This is a genomic window from Syntrophomonas curvata, from assembly GCF_052976825.1.
Map to the genome: position 1 here is coordinate 2422784 of NZ_CM129641.1, position 16387 is coordinate 2439170.

The 16387-nt window shown below is 43.4% G+C and carries 15 protein-coding genes; 8 read left to right on the plus strand and 7 right to left on the minus strand.

Annotated elements, in window-relative coordinates; all coding sequences use genetic code 11:
• Nucleotides 1-11 precede the first annotated feature (11 nt).
• Both ACU70B_RS10950 and ACU70B_RS10955 read left to right on the plus strand, forming a co-directional pair.
• Nucleotides 12-812 carry a hypothetical protein gene (locus ACU70B_RS10950; protein WP_447183576.1) on the plus strand — a complete coding sequence of 267 codons (801 nt, stop codon included), beginning with the start codon at nucleotides 12-14 and terminating at the stop codon, nucleotides 810-812.
• A gap of 376 nt (nucleotides 813-1188) precedes the next feature.
• Nucleotides 1189-1836 (plus strand): SanA/YdcF family protein, encoded by a 648-nt coding sequence (locus ACU70B_RS10955; protein WP_447185757.1) that lies wholly within the window; start codon nucleotides 1189-1191, stop codon nucleotides 1834-1836.
• Nucleotides 1837-2162: 326 nt separating this feature from the next.
• Here ACU70B_RS10955 and gap read toward each other — a convergent pair whose 3' ends face one another.
• On the minus strand, nucleotides 2163-3179 hold the full coding sequence (gap, locus tag ACU70B_RS10960; RefSeq protein ID WP_447183577.1) for a type I glyceraldehyde-3-phosphate dehydrogenase: 1017 nt from the start codon (nucleotides 3177-3179) through the stop codon (nucleotides 2163-2165).
• A 26-nt stretch (nucleotides 3180-3205) separates the two neighbouring features.
• On the minus strand, nucleotides 3206-4264 hold the full coding sequence (locus ACU70B_RS10965) for an AbrB family protein (protein ID WP_447183578.1): 1059 nt from the start codon (nucleotides 4262-4264) through the stop codon (nucleotides 3206-3208).
• 184 nt (nucleotides 4265-4448) lie between these two features.
• Between ACU70B_RS10965 and ACU70B_RS10970 the strand changes: the two genes are divergently transcribed.
• Nucleotides 4449-5372 carry a helix-turn-helix transcriptional regulator gene (locus tag ACU70B_RS10970; protein ID WP_447183579.1) on the plus strand — a complete coding sequence of 308 codons (924 nt, stop codon included), beginning with the start codon at nucleotides 4449-4451 and terminating at the stop codon, nucleotides 5370-5372.
• 261 nt (nucleotides 5373-5633) lie between these two features.
• Nucleotides 5634-6059 (plus strand): EamA family transporter, encoded by a 426-nt coding sequence (locus ACU70B_RS10975; protein WP_447183580.1) that lies wholly within the window; start codon nucleotides 5634-5636, stop codon nucleotides 6057-6059.
• A 57-nt stretch (nucleotides 6060-6116) separates the two neighbouring features.
• Here the strand turns inward: ACU70B_RS10975 and ACU70B_RS10980 are convergent, their stop codons facing one another.
• Together ACU70B_RS10980 and ACU70B_RS10985 are read right to left on the minus strand one after the other, a co-directional pair.
• Nucleotides 6117-7919 carry a M56 family metallopeptidase gene (locus tag ACU70B_RS10980; RefSeq protein ID WP_447183581.1) on the minus strand — a complete coding sequence of 601 codons (1803 nt, stop codon included), beginning with the start codon at nucleotides 7917-7919 and terminating at the stop codon, nucleotides 6117-6119.
• Nucleotides 7916-8275 (minus strand): BlaI/MecI/CopY family transcriptional regulator, encoded by a 360-nt coding sequence (locus ACU70B_RS10985; RefSeq protein WP_447183582.1) that lies wholly within the window; start codon nucleotides 8273-8275, stop codon nucleotides 7916-7918. The genes ACU70B_RS10980 and ACU70B_RS10985 overlap by 4 nt, the downstream gene beginning before the upstream one ends.
• A gap of 222 nt (nucleotides 8276-8497) precedes the next feature.
• Here ACU70B_RS10985 and ACU70B_RS10990 point away from each other — a divergent pair, with 222 nt between their 5' ends.
• From ACU70B_RS10990 to ACU70B_RS11005, 4 genes are all read left to right on the plus strand, one after another.
• Nucleotides 8498-9796, plus strand: coding sequence for a hypothetical protein (locus ACU70B_RS10990; RefSeq protein WP_447183583.1), 1299 nt, complete (start codon nucleotides 8498-8500; stop codon nucleotides 9794-9796).
• Nucleotides 9797-9824: 28 nt separating this feature from the next.
• Nucleotides 9825-10520: a response regulator transcription factor gene (locus ACU70B_RS10995; RefSeq protein WP_447183584.1), complete on the plus strand. Its 696-nt coding sequence runs from the start codon at nucleotides 9825-9827 to the stop codon at nucleotides 10518-10520.
• 4 nt (nucleotides 10521-10524) lie between these two features.
• Complete coding sequence (locus ACU70B_RS11000) at nucleotides 10525-11928, plus strand: sensor histidine kinase (protein ID WP_447183585.1); 1404 nt, start codon at nucleotides 10525-10527, stop codon at nucleotides 11926-11928.
• An 86-nt stretch (nucleotides 11929-12014) separates the two neighbouring features.
• Nucleotides 12015-13532, plus strand: coding sequence for a stalk domain-containing protein (locus ACU70B_RS11005; RefSeq protein WP_447183586.1), 1518 nt, complete (start codon nucleotides 12015-12017; stop codon nucleotides 13530-13532).
• Nucleotides 13533-13668: 136 nt separating this feature from the next.
• Here ACU70B_RS11005 and ACU70B_RS11010 read toward each other — a convergent pair whose 3' ends face one another.
• From ACU70B_RS11010 to ACU70B_RS11020, 3 genes are all read right to left on the minus strand, one after another.
• Nucleotides 13669-14112: a hypothetical protein gene (locus ACU70B_RS11010; RefSeq protein ID WP_447183587.1), complete on the minus strand. Its 444-nt coding sequence runs from the start codon at nucleotides 14110-14112 to the stop codon at nucleotides 13669-13671.
• Complete coding sequence (gene relB / locus ACU70B_RS11015; protein ID WP_447183588.1) at nucleotides 14099-14314, minus strand: type II toxin-antitoxin system RelB family anti-toxin; 216 nt, start codon at nucleotides 14312-14314, stop codon at nucleotides 14099-14101. Before relB ends, ACU70B_RS11010 begins: the two co-directional genes overlap by 14 nt.
• A gap of 468 nt (nucleotides 14315-14782) precedes the next feature.
• Nucleotides 14783-15151, minus strand: a complete 369-nt coding sequence (locus ACU70B_RS11020) for a BlaI/MecI/CopY family transcriptional regulator (RefSeq protein ID WP_447183589.1) — start codon at nucleotides 15149-15151, stop codon at nucleotides 14783-14785.
• Nucleotides 15152-16387: the final 1236 nt, after the last annotated feature.

The following is a 16387-nucleotide window of genomic DNA, read 5'->3' on the forward strand; positions in this document are numbered from 1 at the left end:
GGAGGCTACAAATGCTTCAAAAGCTGGGTATTAACAAAATTTTATGGTTCTTGCTTGCACTTTTTTCCTTAATCGCTTCATTGATCGGAGCATTAAATCCTGGTATTTATAGCAAAGTAGTAGATCCAGAGTTTTTGCCCGGCGTGATATCCCAGGATTTAACAACAATTATAGCATCAATTATTATATTATTTTGTATCGTTCGAACCAAAAAAGAAGATTTTATAAAGCAGATTATCGTTCTTGGTATAATCGCTTATTTATTTTATGCTTATGGGATCTATGTCATTGAGCAGTTCTATAATGCGCTGTACTTTCTTTATATGGCCATATTTGGCCTTTCTTTTTACTCCATAGTTTACGGTGTAGTTAATATCCGGCAAGATATTCTGCAAAGAGTTCAACTTCCCAGGCTAATGCGCAATGTATCGATAGGATTTTTACTGTTTGTGCCGGTACTCTTCTTTCCCCTCTGGATCAGTAAGCTTTTACCACTGATCCAGACCGGGCAAAAAATCGAAGCCACTTACTCCATCTATATTATGGATCTCTGTTTCATAATGCCTTTGTTTATCATCATCGCTATTATGACCGCTAAGGGACTAGGCTTGGGATTGTTATTGACTCCTGCTTTGTTTATAAAAAGCTTCACCTTACTTTTCCCAGTAGGGCTGAGTGAAACTTTGAAAATATTCTATATCCAAACCGCCAACGCAGGGGGGATCTCGCTATATTGGGGTCTGTCCATATTTTTTTTGATACTGGTTATTTTATATTTCAAGAACCTTAAACTAAGTGAGGAAACAAGTTAATCGATAATACTATAAGTTATGGCACTCAATTGTTTAAGGCGTGAATGTGGGCGGTCAATTTCTTTGCAGAGTATAAAATGCATATTTCGCATTCCATAACAGAATGTATCTTAAACTGAAACTAAGATTTTGCTAAGGAAGCAAGAAGAACGTCCCCACGCTTCCCGATGCTTCCTCTTCCTCAAAGCCCCCGCTCGTTTTGTAAATCCATTCGTTGTTAGCCCGGGATATTCGTGGTATAGTTCACCATAGGCATTATTTTTGTTGTCCCAACAATAAGCTGGCTCATATAGTCCGTGTTACAAATAGATAAAGGAAGATTAGCACATTGGAAATCGGAAGTTTGAAATCCTTTCTGCCAAAGCATCGAAAGCACATGATATCACTTTTGCTTATTGTTACTTTGCTGGGAGTTGTTTTTTTGGCAACAAATCACTATGTTGAGCGATCTGGAGCTAAATATATAACTTCTCCCGATAAGGTTCCTGACGCGGATGCAGTTATTATCCTGGGGGCCTACGTTTTTCCTGATGGGACCTTATCATGCATGCTTAGGGATCGGGTAACAGTAGGGTATGACTTATACAAACAAGGCAAGGCTCCCAAGTTATTAGTAAGCGGAGATCATGGCCGTAAGGATTATGATGAAGTAAATACGATGAAAGACTTCATTAAAAGCAATGGCGTGCCCGGTCAGGATATTTTTATGGATCATGCCGGCTTTAGTACCTACGAGAGTATGTACAGAGCCAGGGATATTTTCCAAGCTAAAAAGGTTATTATCGTGACCCAGCAATATCATCTCCTGCGGGCACTTTTTATCGCAAGAGAATTGGGGCTGGAAGCCTATGGAGTTCCTTCCGATCTTCATGACTATGGATCTTGTATGGCTATAAATGAAGTGCGGGAAATGGCAGCCCGGAATAAGGATTTCTGGCTATGCAAAGTCATCAAACCCCAGCCAACCTTCTTAGGAGAAGCTATACCGGTATTTGGTGATGGCGGGGCAACGGATGATAAATAAGCTAACCGTTTTATAAATCAAACAGTATCACGGTATAACATCTATTAATCGAGGCCTATCCACAAGATGAGTGTCAGCGATGCTTTCATACCGAGTCTTGGCTCTGATGGAGTGATTATTGCTGACTACCTGCTCTTTTTGTACTTGATCGTCTCTATGAATCATTTTGGGTACAATTCATGCGGATACTTCCTCTCAATGACTTTTTTATTAGGGCTCTGACCCTGTGCATCATTGTAGGGGAGTATTCTTTTTTGCCAAAGTTCATTTTCTCTGCATTACAGGAATACTTTCTTGATCCCGATATCAAAATGAGTAGAAATAATTTAATTTAACCCTGCAGAATATTGAGTAGTCCTTAGCATTTGGCAGGTAAAAGAGCTCTCATTGTCAAACCAAGCAGCAAGGCGCACCTGATAAGTCTCATCATCGAGCTTGCTTACCAAAGTCTGGGTGGCATCAAACATGGAAGCACAGGTAAGGCCTACGATATCAGTAGATACATATTCCTCCTCTGTATAGGCAAATATTTCAGAGGATGCCTCCTTCATGGCTGCATTGATTCTCTCCTCAGTAATATCTTTTCCTTTAACAACCGCAACAAAATTGATGAAAACGCCTACCGGAACCGGTACTCGAATTGCCGAACCAGTTAGTTTCCCATTCAGCTCGGGAATGACTCTGCCAACTGCCTTTGCCGCCTCTGCTGTGGAGGGTACGATGTTAACTGCTGCCGCACGAGAGCGGCGTAAATTACCCTTGCGTTGGGGAGCATCCTGGAGCATCTGTGTAGCTGTGTAGCCATGAACGACGGTCATGATTCCGCTCTGAACAGGGAAGAGTACATGTAGTGTCTTAACCATAGGGGCCAATGCGTTCGTAGAGCAGGAAGCTGCCGAAATAATCACATCCTCCTTTGACAGCGTATTCTCATTAACACCAAAAACGATAGTGGGCATATCCGTTCCCGCAGGAGCGGAGATAACTACCTTTTTGGCCCCTGCATCGATGTGGGCCTGGGATTTTTCTTTTGAAAGGTATGCACCAGAGCATTCCAGCACCACGTCCACATCCAAATCTCCCCATGGTAGTTTGGCTGCATCAGTCTCTTTAAACACTGAGATGGTTTTGCCATCCACCATGATATAGCCTTTGCCGTACTTTACTGTTTCAGCCAATGCAAAGGTCCCCTGGGTAGAATCATATTTTAGTAAATACGCCAGCATCTCCGTACTGGTCAGGTCATTAATGGCGACGATTTCAAAATCACCGCTGCCGAACATTTTCCGGAAAGCTAACCGTCCAATGCGTCCAAATCCATTGATCGCTACCTTAATTGCCATTTTTAAAACCTCCTGCTTTTTATTGATCAAAGGAAATGCAGAATCAAGCTAATGATCTGCGGGAAAAACGTCATTACAATAACTGCACGAAGAATCTGCAGGATGGCTACATCGGTATTCTCAACACCCATATCCGAGGCAATTAAGGCCATGTCCGAAGCACCTGCAGGGGTCGTAATAAGCATCGCTTCCTTTCTTGTAAAACCGCAGGTTTTACTGAGCACGATTCCTGTAACAAAACAGTTAGCCATATAACCCAAAATTATGATAATAATGGGAATCAAAAGAAATCGTAATTCCAATACATCAGACATAAGAATCGTACTGCCTAAATAACAGCCGCTAAGAATCTGGGCGAATTTTTTCAGCCACCTCGGGAGATATGCAAAATCAAATTGAAGCTTCAGAATAAGCACTGAAATAATGGAGAAGACAAAAGTGCCAGCGGGAATACCCGTCTTACTCCCTACTAGTCCAAATATCGTTGCAACAAGCAAAGCGCATAATAAAGCCTGCCAAGATTTGGTTTCGGATTTTTGCCGCTTTTCTTTATAAGCTTCTCGGTAGGCATTCTCTTCTGATTTGTTTCTTTGGTTATCATAGGTAAGAATCAATAAAGGAAATACACCAATCCCAAGAACCTGACGTACGATCTGCATAACGGCAACCTTGGGGCCATCTGCTCCCATAACAGCTGCAATAATTGGTGTATCACTGATACCGCCCGGAACTACAGACATAAAAGAAGTTACCCAATCCAAAGGACTGACCCAATGGATGAGCACCCCGGCACCCAGGTTTAAAATAAGCAAACCTGTAATCATGATAATGGTTGGTTTGATAATTTGGGGAAGCCTCTTTACATCGCTTTTTTCCATGGAACAACCAATAAAGGCACCAGCAATAATTTGAATCAGCAGCTTGGTTTGTGTCGGCACATATGCAGCACTAAAAAGAATATTTAATAATGCAGCTCCGACAATGGCGCCAACCAGAAGTCCGCCCGGCACCTTTAGCTTATTTACTAAAAGTCCGAAGCAGCTGCTAATAAGAATGGTTATCAAGAGTTTCAGTAGCAGCTCCATAAGCAGTTTGCCCTTTCTTGTTTTGCGTCAATTTGTGCGATATAATACAAAAAAGCATATACATTGCCATTTATGTAGTAACAGACACAATATCGCACAATATTTTTAATAAATCAACCGGGTCACGCTATTTGTGTGTGACACACCATGAAAAAATATGAAATCACACATACGGAGGATAGCCATGGATGAGAAAAAGGCGCTAAGCACCCAGCAAGTAGCAGATATTTTACATGTAAGTAACAGTACAATATACAATTTGGTGAAGTCGGGACAACTGCGTGCTTACAAGGTGGGACGCAAAATGCGTTTTACAGAACATGATATCAATGACTATATCGCACAAGCGCAGGAAAACCAATCGCAGTTTTTGAACACCATGATGCAGAGGCCGGTTTCAGACCCGAATGCAAAACCAAATGGATTTGTTTTATGTGGGCAGGATATGATTCTTGACGTGCTTTCAAATCACATGCGACACCAAGGTATCCCAGCTCTACGTGCATATATTGGTAGCTACGACAGTCTCATATCCCTGTACCGGGATGAAGTCAACGTGGCATCCGCCCACTTGTGGGAAAGCGATTCAGATACGTATAATATCCCCTATGTTCGTCGTCTGCTGCCGGGAATAGCAACGGTAATAATCCACATGACAACCCGAATACAGGGGTTATATGTGGCTAAAGGAAACCCCAAAAACATTACTGGCTGGAAGGACTTTGGCCGGAGCGATATCACCATGGTCAATCGTGAAGAAGGTGCTGGTTCACGAGTACTACTTGATGAACATTTACGATTGCTTGGAATCTATGGCAGTTCTATAAAGGGCTATAAAAACCAAATACAGTCTCATTTCTCCGTAGCCAGCGCGGTAAGCAGAGGGGATGCTGATGTAGCAATAGGTACTGAAAAGATTGCCAGACAGGTAGAGAACATTGATTTTATTCCACTCCAGAAGGAGAGTTATGATTTGGTGATTAGAAAAGAATATATGCAAAGCCACGAAATTATGACAATGCTAAGTATCATCCGTTCCAAGACTTTCCAAACTGAATTTGCCAGCCTTGGGTATGACATAACCGATATGGGTAAAATCATTGCGTAACGTCCACATCCCCTCTTGCTGCATTTTTATTCTGCCGAAAACATTTACCATTTTACGATAATGTTGCTATTTTACTATATAACTATATAAAAAAGGGGCGATCGTTAATGCTGGACTGAGTAAGGGACAGCTGGATTTCGGTAAAGATTTCTTCACCGCTAAGCCGTGAGAATACTAGCCTGTTCCGTATTTATATAGCCAAAGATATCATATCATAGTAGAATATGTAGTTAGATTTGAATGAATTGGGGTAGCAAATTTATGTTTTGGTATGTTTTTTCAATCGTACTTATAGTCGCGTCAAATGTCTTATATAATATATGTCAAAAATCAACCCCCCAAAATGCCAACCCTTTTTCCGCATTGTTAATTACCTATTTAGTCGCAGCTTTTTTAGCCTTTATCATGTTTAAATTCAGCCATGCCGATAAAGGTCTTTTCCAATCATTTAAGGGCCTGAACTGGACAAGTTTAGCCCTGGGGGTTGCGATTGTGGGTCTCGAATTCGGATATTTAATGGCATACAGGGCGGGTTGGAAAATAAGCCTGGGCTCTTTAGTAGCCAATATAGCTCTTGCCCTTATGCTTATTCCAATTGGGATTCTGTTTTATAAAGAAGGGTTTGATATTAACAAAATCTTTGGCGCAGTATTTTGTGTCATTGGATTAATACTTATAAATAAGTAATGTCTTAACTGAAGCTACAGGTTCTTCTGGTTGTTATGATACACACAGTAATCAAAATCACTTGGCGATGCTTCTGAAGGGATAATAAGTTTTCCCGGTTAACTCAGAAGTATACCACGAATTCCAGGCAGTCCAGTCCTTTGTATCCATTCGCCCGGTTACTTCCGGTCTATCCTGACTTACCTTCAACTGATCTATTGGGTATTGGTAAAGCTTATCATTATCGATGTCGTAGGCATAAAAATATTCAGCTTGATTTCCAGCTCTGTAAATGCTGATAATCTTCTCATCAATATTGTAATCAACTATAGTCGCTTGATTATGGTAAAATTGCAAATCCGATGGTATAAGTGCTTTAAGTATTTCTGCTCTGTCGAGATCATAAATAAAAATCCCCATGTAATTATAGAAAATTAGTTGATGCTCGGATTCATACGCGATGAATGGTAACTCGGCCCCCAGATTGGTATCCTTAAAAACTTCCGGAATTTCATAAGCGACCTCATTACCTTTCTTTTCTGCTATTTCTTGATCAGAGCCACCTTTTATTTTGAAAGTTTTAATAACCTGGTCAAACTCCTCTTCCAGAGCTCTATAGTTTTCCTTTACCGAGTCTGAGGCATCGGGGGGAATTTGAACATCGGTGGCATGAGCCCAACCGAAATAATAGGTATCGTTTTCCCCCAAATATTTCAGATTGTAAGCGTCCGCCAACTCTTTTAACTGGTCTTTGGTGGTTTCTTTTTTGTTATAGACTTCAATTCTTCCCACTACACCGATTATCCCATCAGGATACAATTGCTGGATTTCTTTATGGGTGAAATATATGAAATTTCCCTCTTGTTTTATATTCACGTTGTTGGCAAAATCTTTGGGCAGTACTATTGAAAATCCATAGTTAAGGTTCTTATATGTAACACTCCCTACCGGGTTAGCTGCCAGGCCTATTCCCATCCCCGCCACGGCAATGACAGCCACAATGATTACCCAAAATGCCGGTCTTTTGTAATTTAACACATTTTTTATCCTGGACTTTATACTGCTCTCCCCAAACGCCAGGGGACTTAATAGCCCACTCTGCTTAAGGGAAAACGAAAGCAGGGAGTTGGAGTAGCTTGCCCGTATATCCTGATTAAACTGCTTGATTACGCTTTCGTCGCAAGACATCTCCATATCCTTGACCATAAGGAAATAGGAAATCCATATGAGAGGATTAAACCAGTGGATAACCAGGGCCAAAAACGCCGCCGGCTTAATGATATGATCACAGCGTCTGATATGGGTCTCTTCGTGTTTTATGATATAACCCAGTTCATTTCCCGGAAGAATGGCAGGAATATAGATTCTTGGCTTAATCAGGCCTAATACGAACGGAGTTCCGATACCATCGGCTTCATAAACATTATCACCAACCAATGTAGCGGCGGATAATGTGCGCTTCAATCTATAATAGGAGATTAACCCATAGGCTAAAAGCACTATAATTCCCAGTATCCAGATTGTTGCTCCTATCTCCAATGCGATTCCCATCGGATTAACACTGGCTGCCGGATTGACCGGCGGCAAAGCAGATTGTGTAGATTGATTTATGGTTTTATCGGCTATTGCAACCCCGGTGCTGATAGCGGGATTTTGGGAATAGATAATATCGTGGGGGATAATTTCATGGTTATTAGGTATCAAACTAAAAGTACTTTCGAATGAAAGAGGACACACCAACCGGAATAACACAACCGCCCAAAGAGCATAGGAGAATATCTTGGGCGCTCTTTTAAGCAGCAGCCTGACTATAATAACCGCCAAAACTGCATAACTGGCAGTAAGACTCATATTTAATACGGTTATAAAACAACTGCTCATTTCGTGGCCTCCTCTATCATTTTCTTGATTTCCTCCGCTTCCTGCTTAGATAACTTTTTGTCTTGTAAAAACGCTGCCAGAAAAATAGGCAGAGAGTTATTAAATGACTTTTTCAGCAGCATCTCACTATCGTGTTTTCGCACCTCTTCCCGCTTTACCAGAGCTGCCACCGTAGCATTTTCATTTTTTAAAATGCCGCGCCCGGCTAACTTTCTTATCATGGTATAGGTCGTAGATTTTTTCCACCCCAACTTCCGCAGACAGACTTTACTCAATTCAGTAGAGTTTATTGGTTCAAGTTCCCAAATAATGTCCATGAATTTATATTCCGCGTCGAAAAGACCTATTTCTTCCATCACCAATTCCTCCTGATAGGTTTATCACGATAAACTTTATAAATTGAGTTTATTGCGATAAACCTATTTTGTCAATAAGAAGAGGGGGACATTTCTGTTGTGCCAGTAATTAACTGTAACTATTTTGTAACGACCCTTAAAGGAAGAATAGTATACACTATAAAGGGATCATTATACATAGGGATAAATTTCAGGTTGTGACCAGCGAAGGGGTATAACTGGATGAAAAAACTAGCCACTGTCTTACTTTTCCTCTGTCTTTGTACTATTACGGGTTGCAGCGGCAACACCCCGGGGGAATTGCTGCGGCCTGCCCCCATGGATGAGCCTTCGGAAGCAATCCGCAATCAGGTGCATAAGTCCTTGCCTCCGGGGGCACGGTTGATTTTACCCGGGAGCCCTCGCGGCAGTTCGGCGATCCAGAAGATTGACCTGGATCAGGACCAGCGGCCAGAAATACTGGCTTTTTATCAAAAGCATAAAGAAATGACGGTAGGAGTCCTGCTTTTTCCGGGTGACGGGTCCAAAGCCATTACGGTTGAGGCCCCGGGTAGTGAAGTGGATTATGTGGGCCGGGCAGAAATAGATGGCAAAGATTTTCCGGAACTTCTGATCGGCTGGTCTGGCGGGGCCGATTTTCCTAAAAGCCTGAACATTTATCGATATGAAAACAAGAAGCTTGCAAACATCGCGGAACAATTATATGATTCGTTAACCACGGGAGACCTTGATGAAGATGGGACAGACGATTTAGTAGTAAGCCAGCGCGAATTCGAGGAGTATAAATGCCAAGTAAGCTGGCTCGCCTATAAAAAAGGTGGGTTGCAGACAATCGATACCTTTGGTCTCGAAACCCTGGGGGTCGATCTCAGTATTGACCGGGCCAGCAAAAACCAGATGGGCCTGTTTATCGACGGGGGCCTGGGTGCCCACAGCGCTTTCTCCGATTTAAGGATTCCGGTTAATCAACGTCTGCAGCAGGTTCTACCGGCTGATAATAGCGGATTGCCTGCGCTTACCTTTCAGCCGTATCCGGTAGGAAGTCAGGACATCAACGGGGATGGCATCAGAGAGATAGGCAATCTGAAGCAGCCTGAAGGCTATGAGAATGCGGCTATGGCTGAAATTGCCTGGATCACGCAGTGGTTTCAATGGGATGGGAAAAACGGATTAAATCTGGTGCTGGAGCAGTATGGGAACTACGGTTACGGTTTTACTTTTGACTTTCCTGCCAACTGGCGTGATCGCATTACCATTAAAAAAAGTGATCAGGAGCAATATTTCCGGGTAGATTTTGTTGACACCCGTACGGGTATAGATTATGTGGGAATTGTATCCTGTGATACCAGTCTGCGCGCCAAGGTTGAGGACAGATTAAAGGAAAAAGGCAGGACCGTTTCCTTTTTAGGTGAGCACGATGGCTATACCTTCTTCTCGGTTGTGCCTTTGCAGAAGAACACATCCTATGGATTGGATGCCAGGGAAACAGAACAATGCTTTCATTTGCTAAAGGAGCGCTAAAGCCAATAATTAGCAGGAGGTTACGGTTTTGCGGGTGCTGGTACTTGAGGACGAAGAATCGATACGCAGTTTTATACGGCTCAATCTATACCGTAATGGCTTTGAGGTCGTGGAGGCCCGCACCGGCGAAGAAGCGTTGCAAGCCCTGGATATCCATAGTCCCATTGATATCGCTATTCTCGATGTGATGCTGCCGGGTGAGTTCGATGGTTTCGAAGTATGCCGGCATCTTCGCTCGCGAGATTCCCGGGTGGGTATCATCATGCTCACCGCCCGCGGTATGGAAGGCGACCGGGTTAAGGGCCTGGACCACGGAGCGGATGATTATGTGGTCAAGCCGTTTAGCCCGCTCGAACTGGTAGCACGGGTGCGGGCATTAAGCCGGCGACTGGACAGTGCGGCGGCGGCCGAAACAAGCGGTCAGCTTATCTCCGGCCCCTTTGTCCTGAATTTGCAGGAACGCACCTTGCTCAAAGCTGGTCAGGAGCTTGCCCTTACCCCGCGTGAATTTTCCCTGCTCCATCTGCTGGTTCGGGAACCGGGCCGGGCGATCTCCCGGGACGAAATCCTGAACCGCATCTGGGGTGAAGAATATTATGGCGATGTAAAAACGGTTGACGTCAATATACGCCGTTTGCGGCAAAAGGTTGAAGATGACCCTTCCCGGCCGGTTTATCTGGAAACCGTTTGGGGCTATGGTTATCGCTGGAGAAAGGACGATTAAAACTATGCGGGGCTTGCGTCGTCGAATCGTTTTGAGCTACGGCCTTATCATCCTGCTCACGGTGCTGCTATTGGAAGGGATTTTTAACCTGGCAGTGCGGCAGTATTACTATAATGGCGCCGTCACTACCCTTAAAAACAGCATTTCAGTCGCATCGTCTTTTTATAATCGCTACGCCGGTAATTATGAACTGGAGGGCCGCGCCAAATACATCTTTGAGAACAAGCCCGAAGAGGCTTATGCGACGGTGGAAGTGATCGATATAAGCGGAGTCTGTATCCTTAATGACAGTGGAGTGCGCAGCGGAAAAAAAATCACTACCCCGGATGTGGAGCAGGCAATCCGGCATGGCAAGGAAAGTACGTTTATAGGGCGGGACCCGGTCACCGGAGTCCGTATCCTGGCTATTTCTCATCCTCTGTTCTCTGACCGGAAAACCATCGGGATTTTACGTTACAGCAGCTCGGTCGAAGCACTGGACGCCGAACTTGCAAGCATCCATGGTTGGGCCTTGCTGCTGGGAGGGCTCGTTGTCCTGCTGGTAATTGGGGTCAGCCTAATCCTGGCCCGGGGTCTGATCAGGCCCATTAAGAATCTAACCGGGGCAGCCCTCCATATGGCCCAGGGCGATTTTTCCGTCCGTGCTCCGGTTGAACGCAGTGATGAACTGGGAACCCTGGCAGTCACTTTCAACCACCTGGCTCAGGAGGTACAACGCAACGAGCGTCTGCAAAATGAATTTATTGCTTCCATATCGCATGAACTGCGCACACCATTGACTTCCATCAAAGGATGGAGCGAAACCCTGTTGACCGGTGACCCGAATAAAAAGGAAGAGACCCGGCAGGGGCTGGAAATTATTTTCAAGGAAACCGACCGCATGATACTCCTGGTGGAGGAACTGCTGGACTTTTCCCGGTATAAGGCCGGAAGGATGGAACTATACCGGGAAAGATTTGATATTAACTGTTTGCTGGCGGAACTTATGGAGCAGTTTTATATACGAGCCCGGGAGAAAAATATCGACCTGCAGATGGGCGAGCAAGCCCCAAAGCTGATTGTCCATGGTGATTATAACCGCTTAAAACAAGTATTGATCAACCTATTGGACAATGCCTTGAAATTCACCGCACCGGGAGGGCAGATACGGGTCTTGAGCTCCCGGCAGGATGGTGAGCTCTTGCTTCAGATCAGTGACAACGGAGTTGGAATCAGGGAAAAAGATTTGCCCCACATCACCAAACAGTTTTACAAGGGTGAGTCAAGGGAGGCAGGAAGCGGCCTGGGTCTAAGTATTGCACGTGAAATCGCAACCATGCATGGAGGAGATTTGACGATACAGAGTACGCCGGGTCAGGGCACCACGGTAGTGCTTCGCTTGCCTCTGGACTCCGCCCCCGCTTTATAATTCCTGTCTATTGTAATGAATTTGTAACGATTTTTATTAAAACCTGACCTATACTTAAGAAAATTAAATGAAAGGATTTTAGGGATATGAAAAAAATCAGAAAGAAAACACTTTGCGGTATGTTGTCCTTATTATTGGCAGTTGCGCTGGCCGCAGTGAGCGGCCCGTCATCTTCCACCGCAGCTACTAGCGGGGCGAATGGAGGCATGATTAAGATAAGCCTGAATGGCCAATACATCCTGAGTGATGCTGCCCCCGTTATAGAAAACGGCACCACTCTGGTACCAGTTCGGGTTATTTCCGAAGAGTTAGGTGCTGGAGTCGACTGGAATAATCAAAATCGTACGGTTATGATTAAAATCGGGGAAAAGCAGATACAGCTGAGTATCGGCAGTAAGCAAGCTACCGTCAGCAGCAATGCCGGTTCCAATGCGGCTCAGTTGGAAGTTGCTCCTTTCATCAAAGAGGAGAAAACGATGGTACCGCTGCGGTTCATCGCTGAAGAGCTGGGCTTAAAGGTAAACTGGGATAATGCCCAGCGCACAATCTCCCTGACCAGCAGCGATAAGGAAGCAGCAGGCAGGACAGAACTGAGTGATTACATCATTCCCACTAACAGCAGCAAAGAAGCGGATATAAGCTTTTATACCAATACCACCGCCCGGGCGCCGCAGTTAAAGGTGCTGGGCAAGAATGACCTGGTCTTCAAAGGTGAAAACCAGGTGCAAGACCCCAGCCTGGGGGAATATCGTCTGGAAATACTATTGAGCGACATTCAGGCCAGCGCAGCTCTTCAGGATAAGCTGGGCCTGGAAACCGTCAAGCTGAGTGATGATAATCTTCTGCAAGCGATTCGCCTGGCCTATCCCCCCGATGACTCGGCCATGGTCATTTATCTGGGCTGTAAATCCTACCCCAGAGCTGATCTTCTGGTTAATGACAATGGATTTTTTATCACTCTGGTAAGCGAAGACATACAGACCGGCCTCAAGGTAAGCAGCAAAAATATTGAAAACAATAGGGAAGCTTCTCAACTCAAATTAAGCATTCCGCAGATAGAGGGCCTGAAGGATAAAGAGACTCAGAATAGCATAAATAATGGTTTTGAAAAGAAGGCTCTGCAGTTTAAAGACGAAACCTTTGCAGGCTTGGACGAGTATGTAAAGGAAGCCAAAAAAGAGGGCTGGCCCATCAGAGCATATGCCGCCGTGACCAATTACCGGGTAACCTACAGTAGAAACGACCTGCTAAGCCTGTACGTAGACTATTACAGCTATACCGGCGGCGCCCATGGATTCACAGATCGGGCGCACTCCAACATAGACCTTAAAACCGGCAAAGAACTGCAGTTAAAAGATTTGTTTAAACCCGGAGTCGATTATAAAGCGATCATAAACCAGGAGATTAAGCGCCAGATGCAGCTTGAACCGGAGAAATACTTCCCCGAAACATTAACTGAATGGCAAGGGATCTCCGAAGATCAGCCCTACTATATTGAAGACGGTAATTTGGTAATATATTTCCCTCTCTACGAACTCGCCCCCTATGCGGCTGGCATTCCCCAGTTCGAAATTCCGCTGACCGCCCTGCAGCTGAACCTGTAAAACCGGAGACTTAAGGATATCGGCATAGAATCATGTGAGCTCTAGATAGCATACAGCGGGGTTGATCCCCGCTGTCTTTTATCATCTTTTCATAGCTATTGGACACCTTAGTACATGGAAATCCATTTAAACAATCTTAATACTTATTATTAAGATGCCTGAATATAACGACACCTACCATATACTGAAAAACTAGATACCCTCCTAAATAAAAAATTATAAGTTCGTAGTTTGTAATTACTTCCAGGTTTCCCAATATTGAAAAAAGTACTATAAAAAAACTAGTGACCGCTAAGCCCAGTAAATAAGCATATCTTCCTGATTTGTCTCTCAACTTTTCTTTTCGTTCGTCGTGTAATTCTATGTTTTCATTTTCCAATCTCTCGGCGTACCTGTTCCTGTTTTTTGGTGAAGTCCAATAAAAATATTTGTTTACTATCACAATCCCGGGCGCAATAAACGCGCCTGCAAATCCAAATAATAAGCTGTCTAACTTTGTATCAAACATCAATGCTATAATTAGGCAAATAGCACCGCTTAGCATATACAGTATGCCTATTAAAAGGTTATTTTTTTTCATTCGTCTTACTCCTTTCATATATGAAAATCTCTTCTATGGGCTTCTCAAAAAAGTCTGCTATGATAAATGCCAATTCCAAAGACGGATTATATTTTCCATTCTCTATAGAACTGACAGTTTGCCTTGAAACGCGAATTGCTTTTGCAAATTCCTCCTGATTCAGCCTTCGCTCCTTTCTCAACTGTTCGACTCTGTTTTTCAAGAAAGCACCCCCCTAACGTTACGACAAGTTTCCTTTACATTGTAACGCATCAAAACAGTTTTGACAAGGTTCCTTTACATTTTTTTAAAAATTTACATTACAGACTGGAATGGAGTAAAAGCTAAACTTACTGTAACCTACAGTTTCCCCTGCTAATATGCAAAAATCTCAAAAAATGAAGAGCCCGAAAGCGAAGGGCTGTTTCGGTGCGCCAAGTAATTTCTGGGGGATAAAATATAATAATGATTGTACTGCCCCCATATTGTCAACACAGTTAGGCACATTTCGTAGAATACTTTGCTGGTAATCCAAAAGCTGAATGGATGCGGTTGTTGTTATAGGAATCTATGTAAGCCTCTACAGAGGTAATTGCTTCACGTTTAAAAGCTTCAGAATAAGGTATAGCCCTCCACCTGCAACCGATATAATCAATATCTGATTGTAAAAAGCTTAAGAGCATATAATCACCTACTCTTTCAGGCGCTTCATGAGTTTTTCAATGTCTTCTTTCGTCAGGTCGCCATTATCGCATAAGGCGCTTATAAAACTTAATACCGAATCTTTGTGAACATCGGCAATAAACTGCTTGGTTTCAAAATTTCGGTATTCCTGTTCCGTTAGGCACGGCTCGTAATAATTGGCCTTACTGATTCTCGTAGCTTTGAGAATCCCTTTTTCCATCAGCCGGGCCAGAAACGTAATGACTGTGCTTTGCTTCCAGTTATTACCTTCCGGCAAATTGGCAATTATCTCTCTGGTAGTAATAGGGCGACCGGCAGCCCATATGAGCTCCATAATCTGTTTTTCTGCGTCTGACATTCGTTGAATTTTGTTCATTTAAGTCCTCCGTTGCTTTCGCTACACGATTGTTTAATGTCAGTCTATGTCATGTGGCTCAGCATTAGCCTACGCAGTGTAGGTAAATATGTAAATGCTTTTGGGGGAAGTTTTTAACTCTAATAATGGTACAGGCAAAACATTTTCGAACACGGCGGCCTAGGGGAGGCTTCGACATTGAAAGTTTGCAATCTTTCCCGACTTTTTATATGTCAGGGATGTCAGGAAATACAAGTTTTTTTGCCGTTTAGGGTACATTCAAAAGAACTCCAGCTGGTTAAATCCGCTAGGTATTCGCGCTTGGAAAAGCGCTTCATTTTTACCCGCCGGCAATTACTTGATCGGGATTTAAGTTTTTAAATTCTATACTGCTGGTTATACTGTAACCTAATATTATCCCGGCCAATGTAGTAAGGCCGGGATGCAATAAGGTCTTCAGAAGATTTTTATTGGTAATAAAAATCACTCCCCAGCTGAAGTAAAGATATGGCATTAAATGAAGAATAGCCGCCGGAATGGTCAGGAAGATTATCTGATGCCACTTGATACACAATGTTTTATCAGGTTCGGTTGGATTAATTATCCAGCTGCCGCCTAATATAAGTCCCAAAATTAAGGGAAATATACTGTTTATGAAGAAAAACCAATTACCCTCCAAATTCAAGTATATCGTTTTGAGATAATGTAAACCTAAAAGGGCACCGAAAAGTATAATCGTATAGACAATTTGCTTATAATACGTTCTATGATTCAAATAGGGACCCTCCCTTACCGTACAGTGCTCCCCGGCAAATAAGGATTATGCCGGGCATTAGCTACTCTCAGCACATTGTAAACTGAGCATTATCCCATGTGCCAATCATAAATTCCTTTTTAATTATTCCGGTGTCCATGTGCAAAAGGCTGTGTAGATCCATTATTGAAAATCAGGGTATATGCCGGCTGGGTAAATTCAATTATCAATCAGTATAACAGGCTCAAAGCGGATTTTTTTAGTCTTGTTCAGCTTGAGGAACAAATTCCTGGCCCTGGCGCTTATTATAAGATACCTCTGCAGACAAATCCCATAATCCAAATATTCCGCCATATAGTTAATATCCTTAATATCGGTCAAAGAAAAGCTATCGTAATGCAACGGCCAGGGAAAGCGGCCATAAAGGCCACAAACAGAGCAGTACTCATTGGGCATGGGTTCGAGGTGCATTTGCTTGCTCAAAGGGGGTAGAATACTGGTGG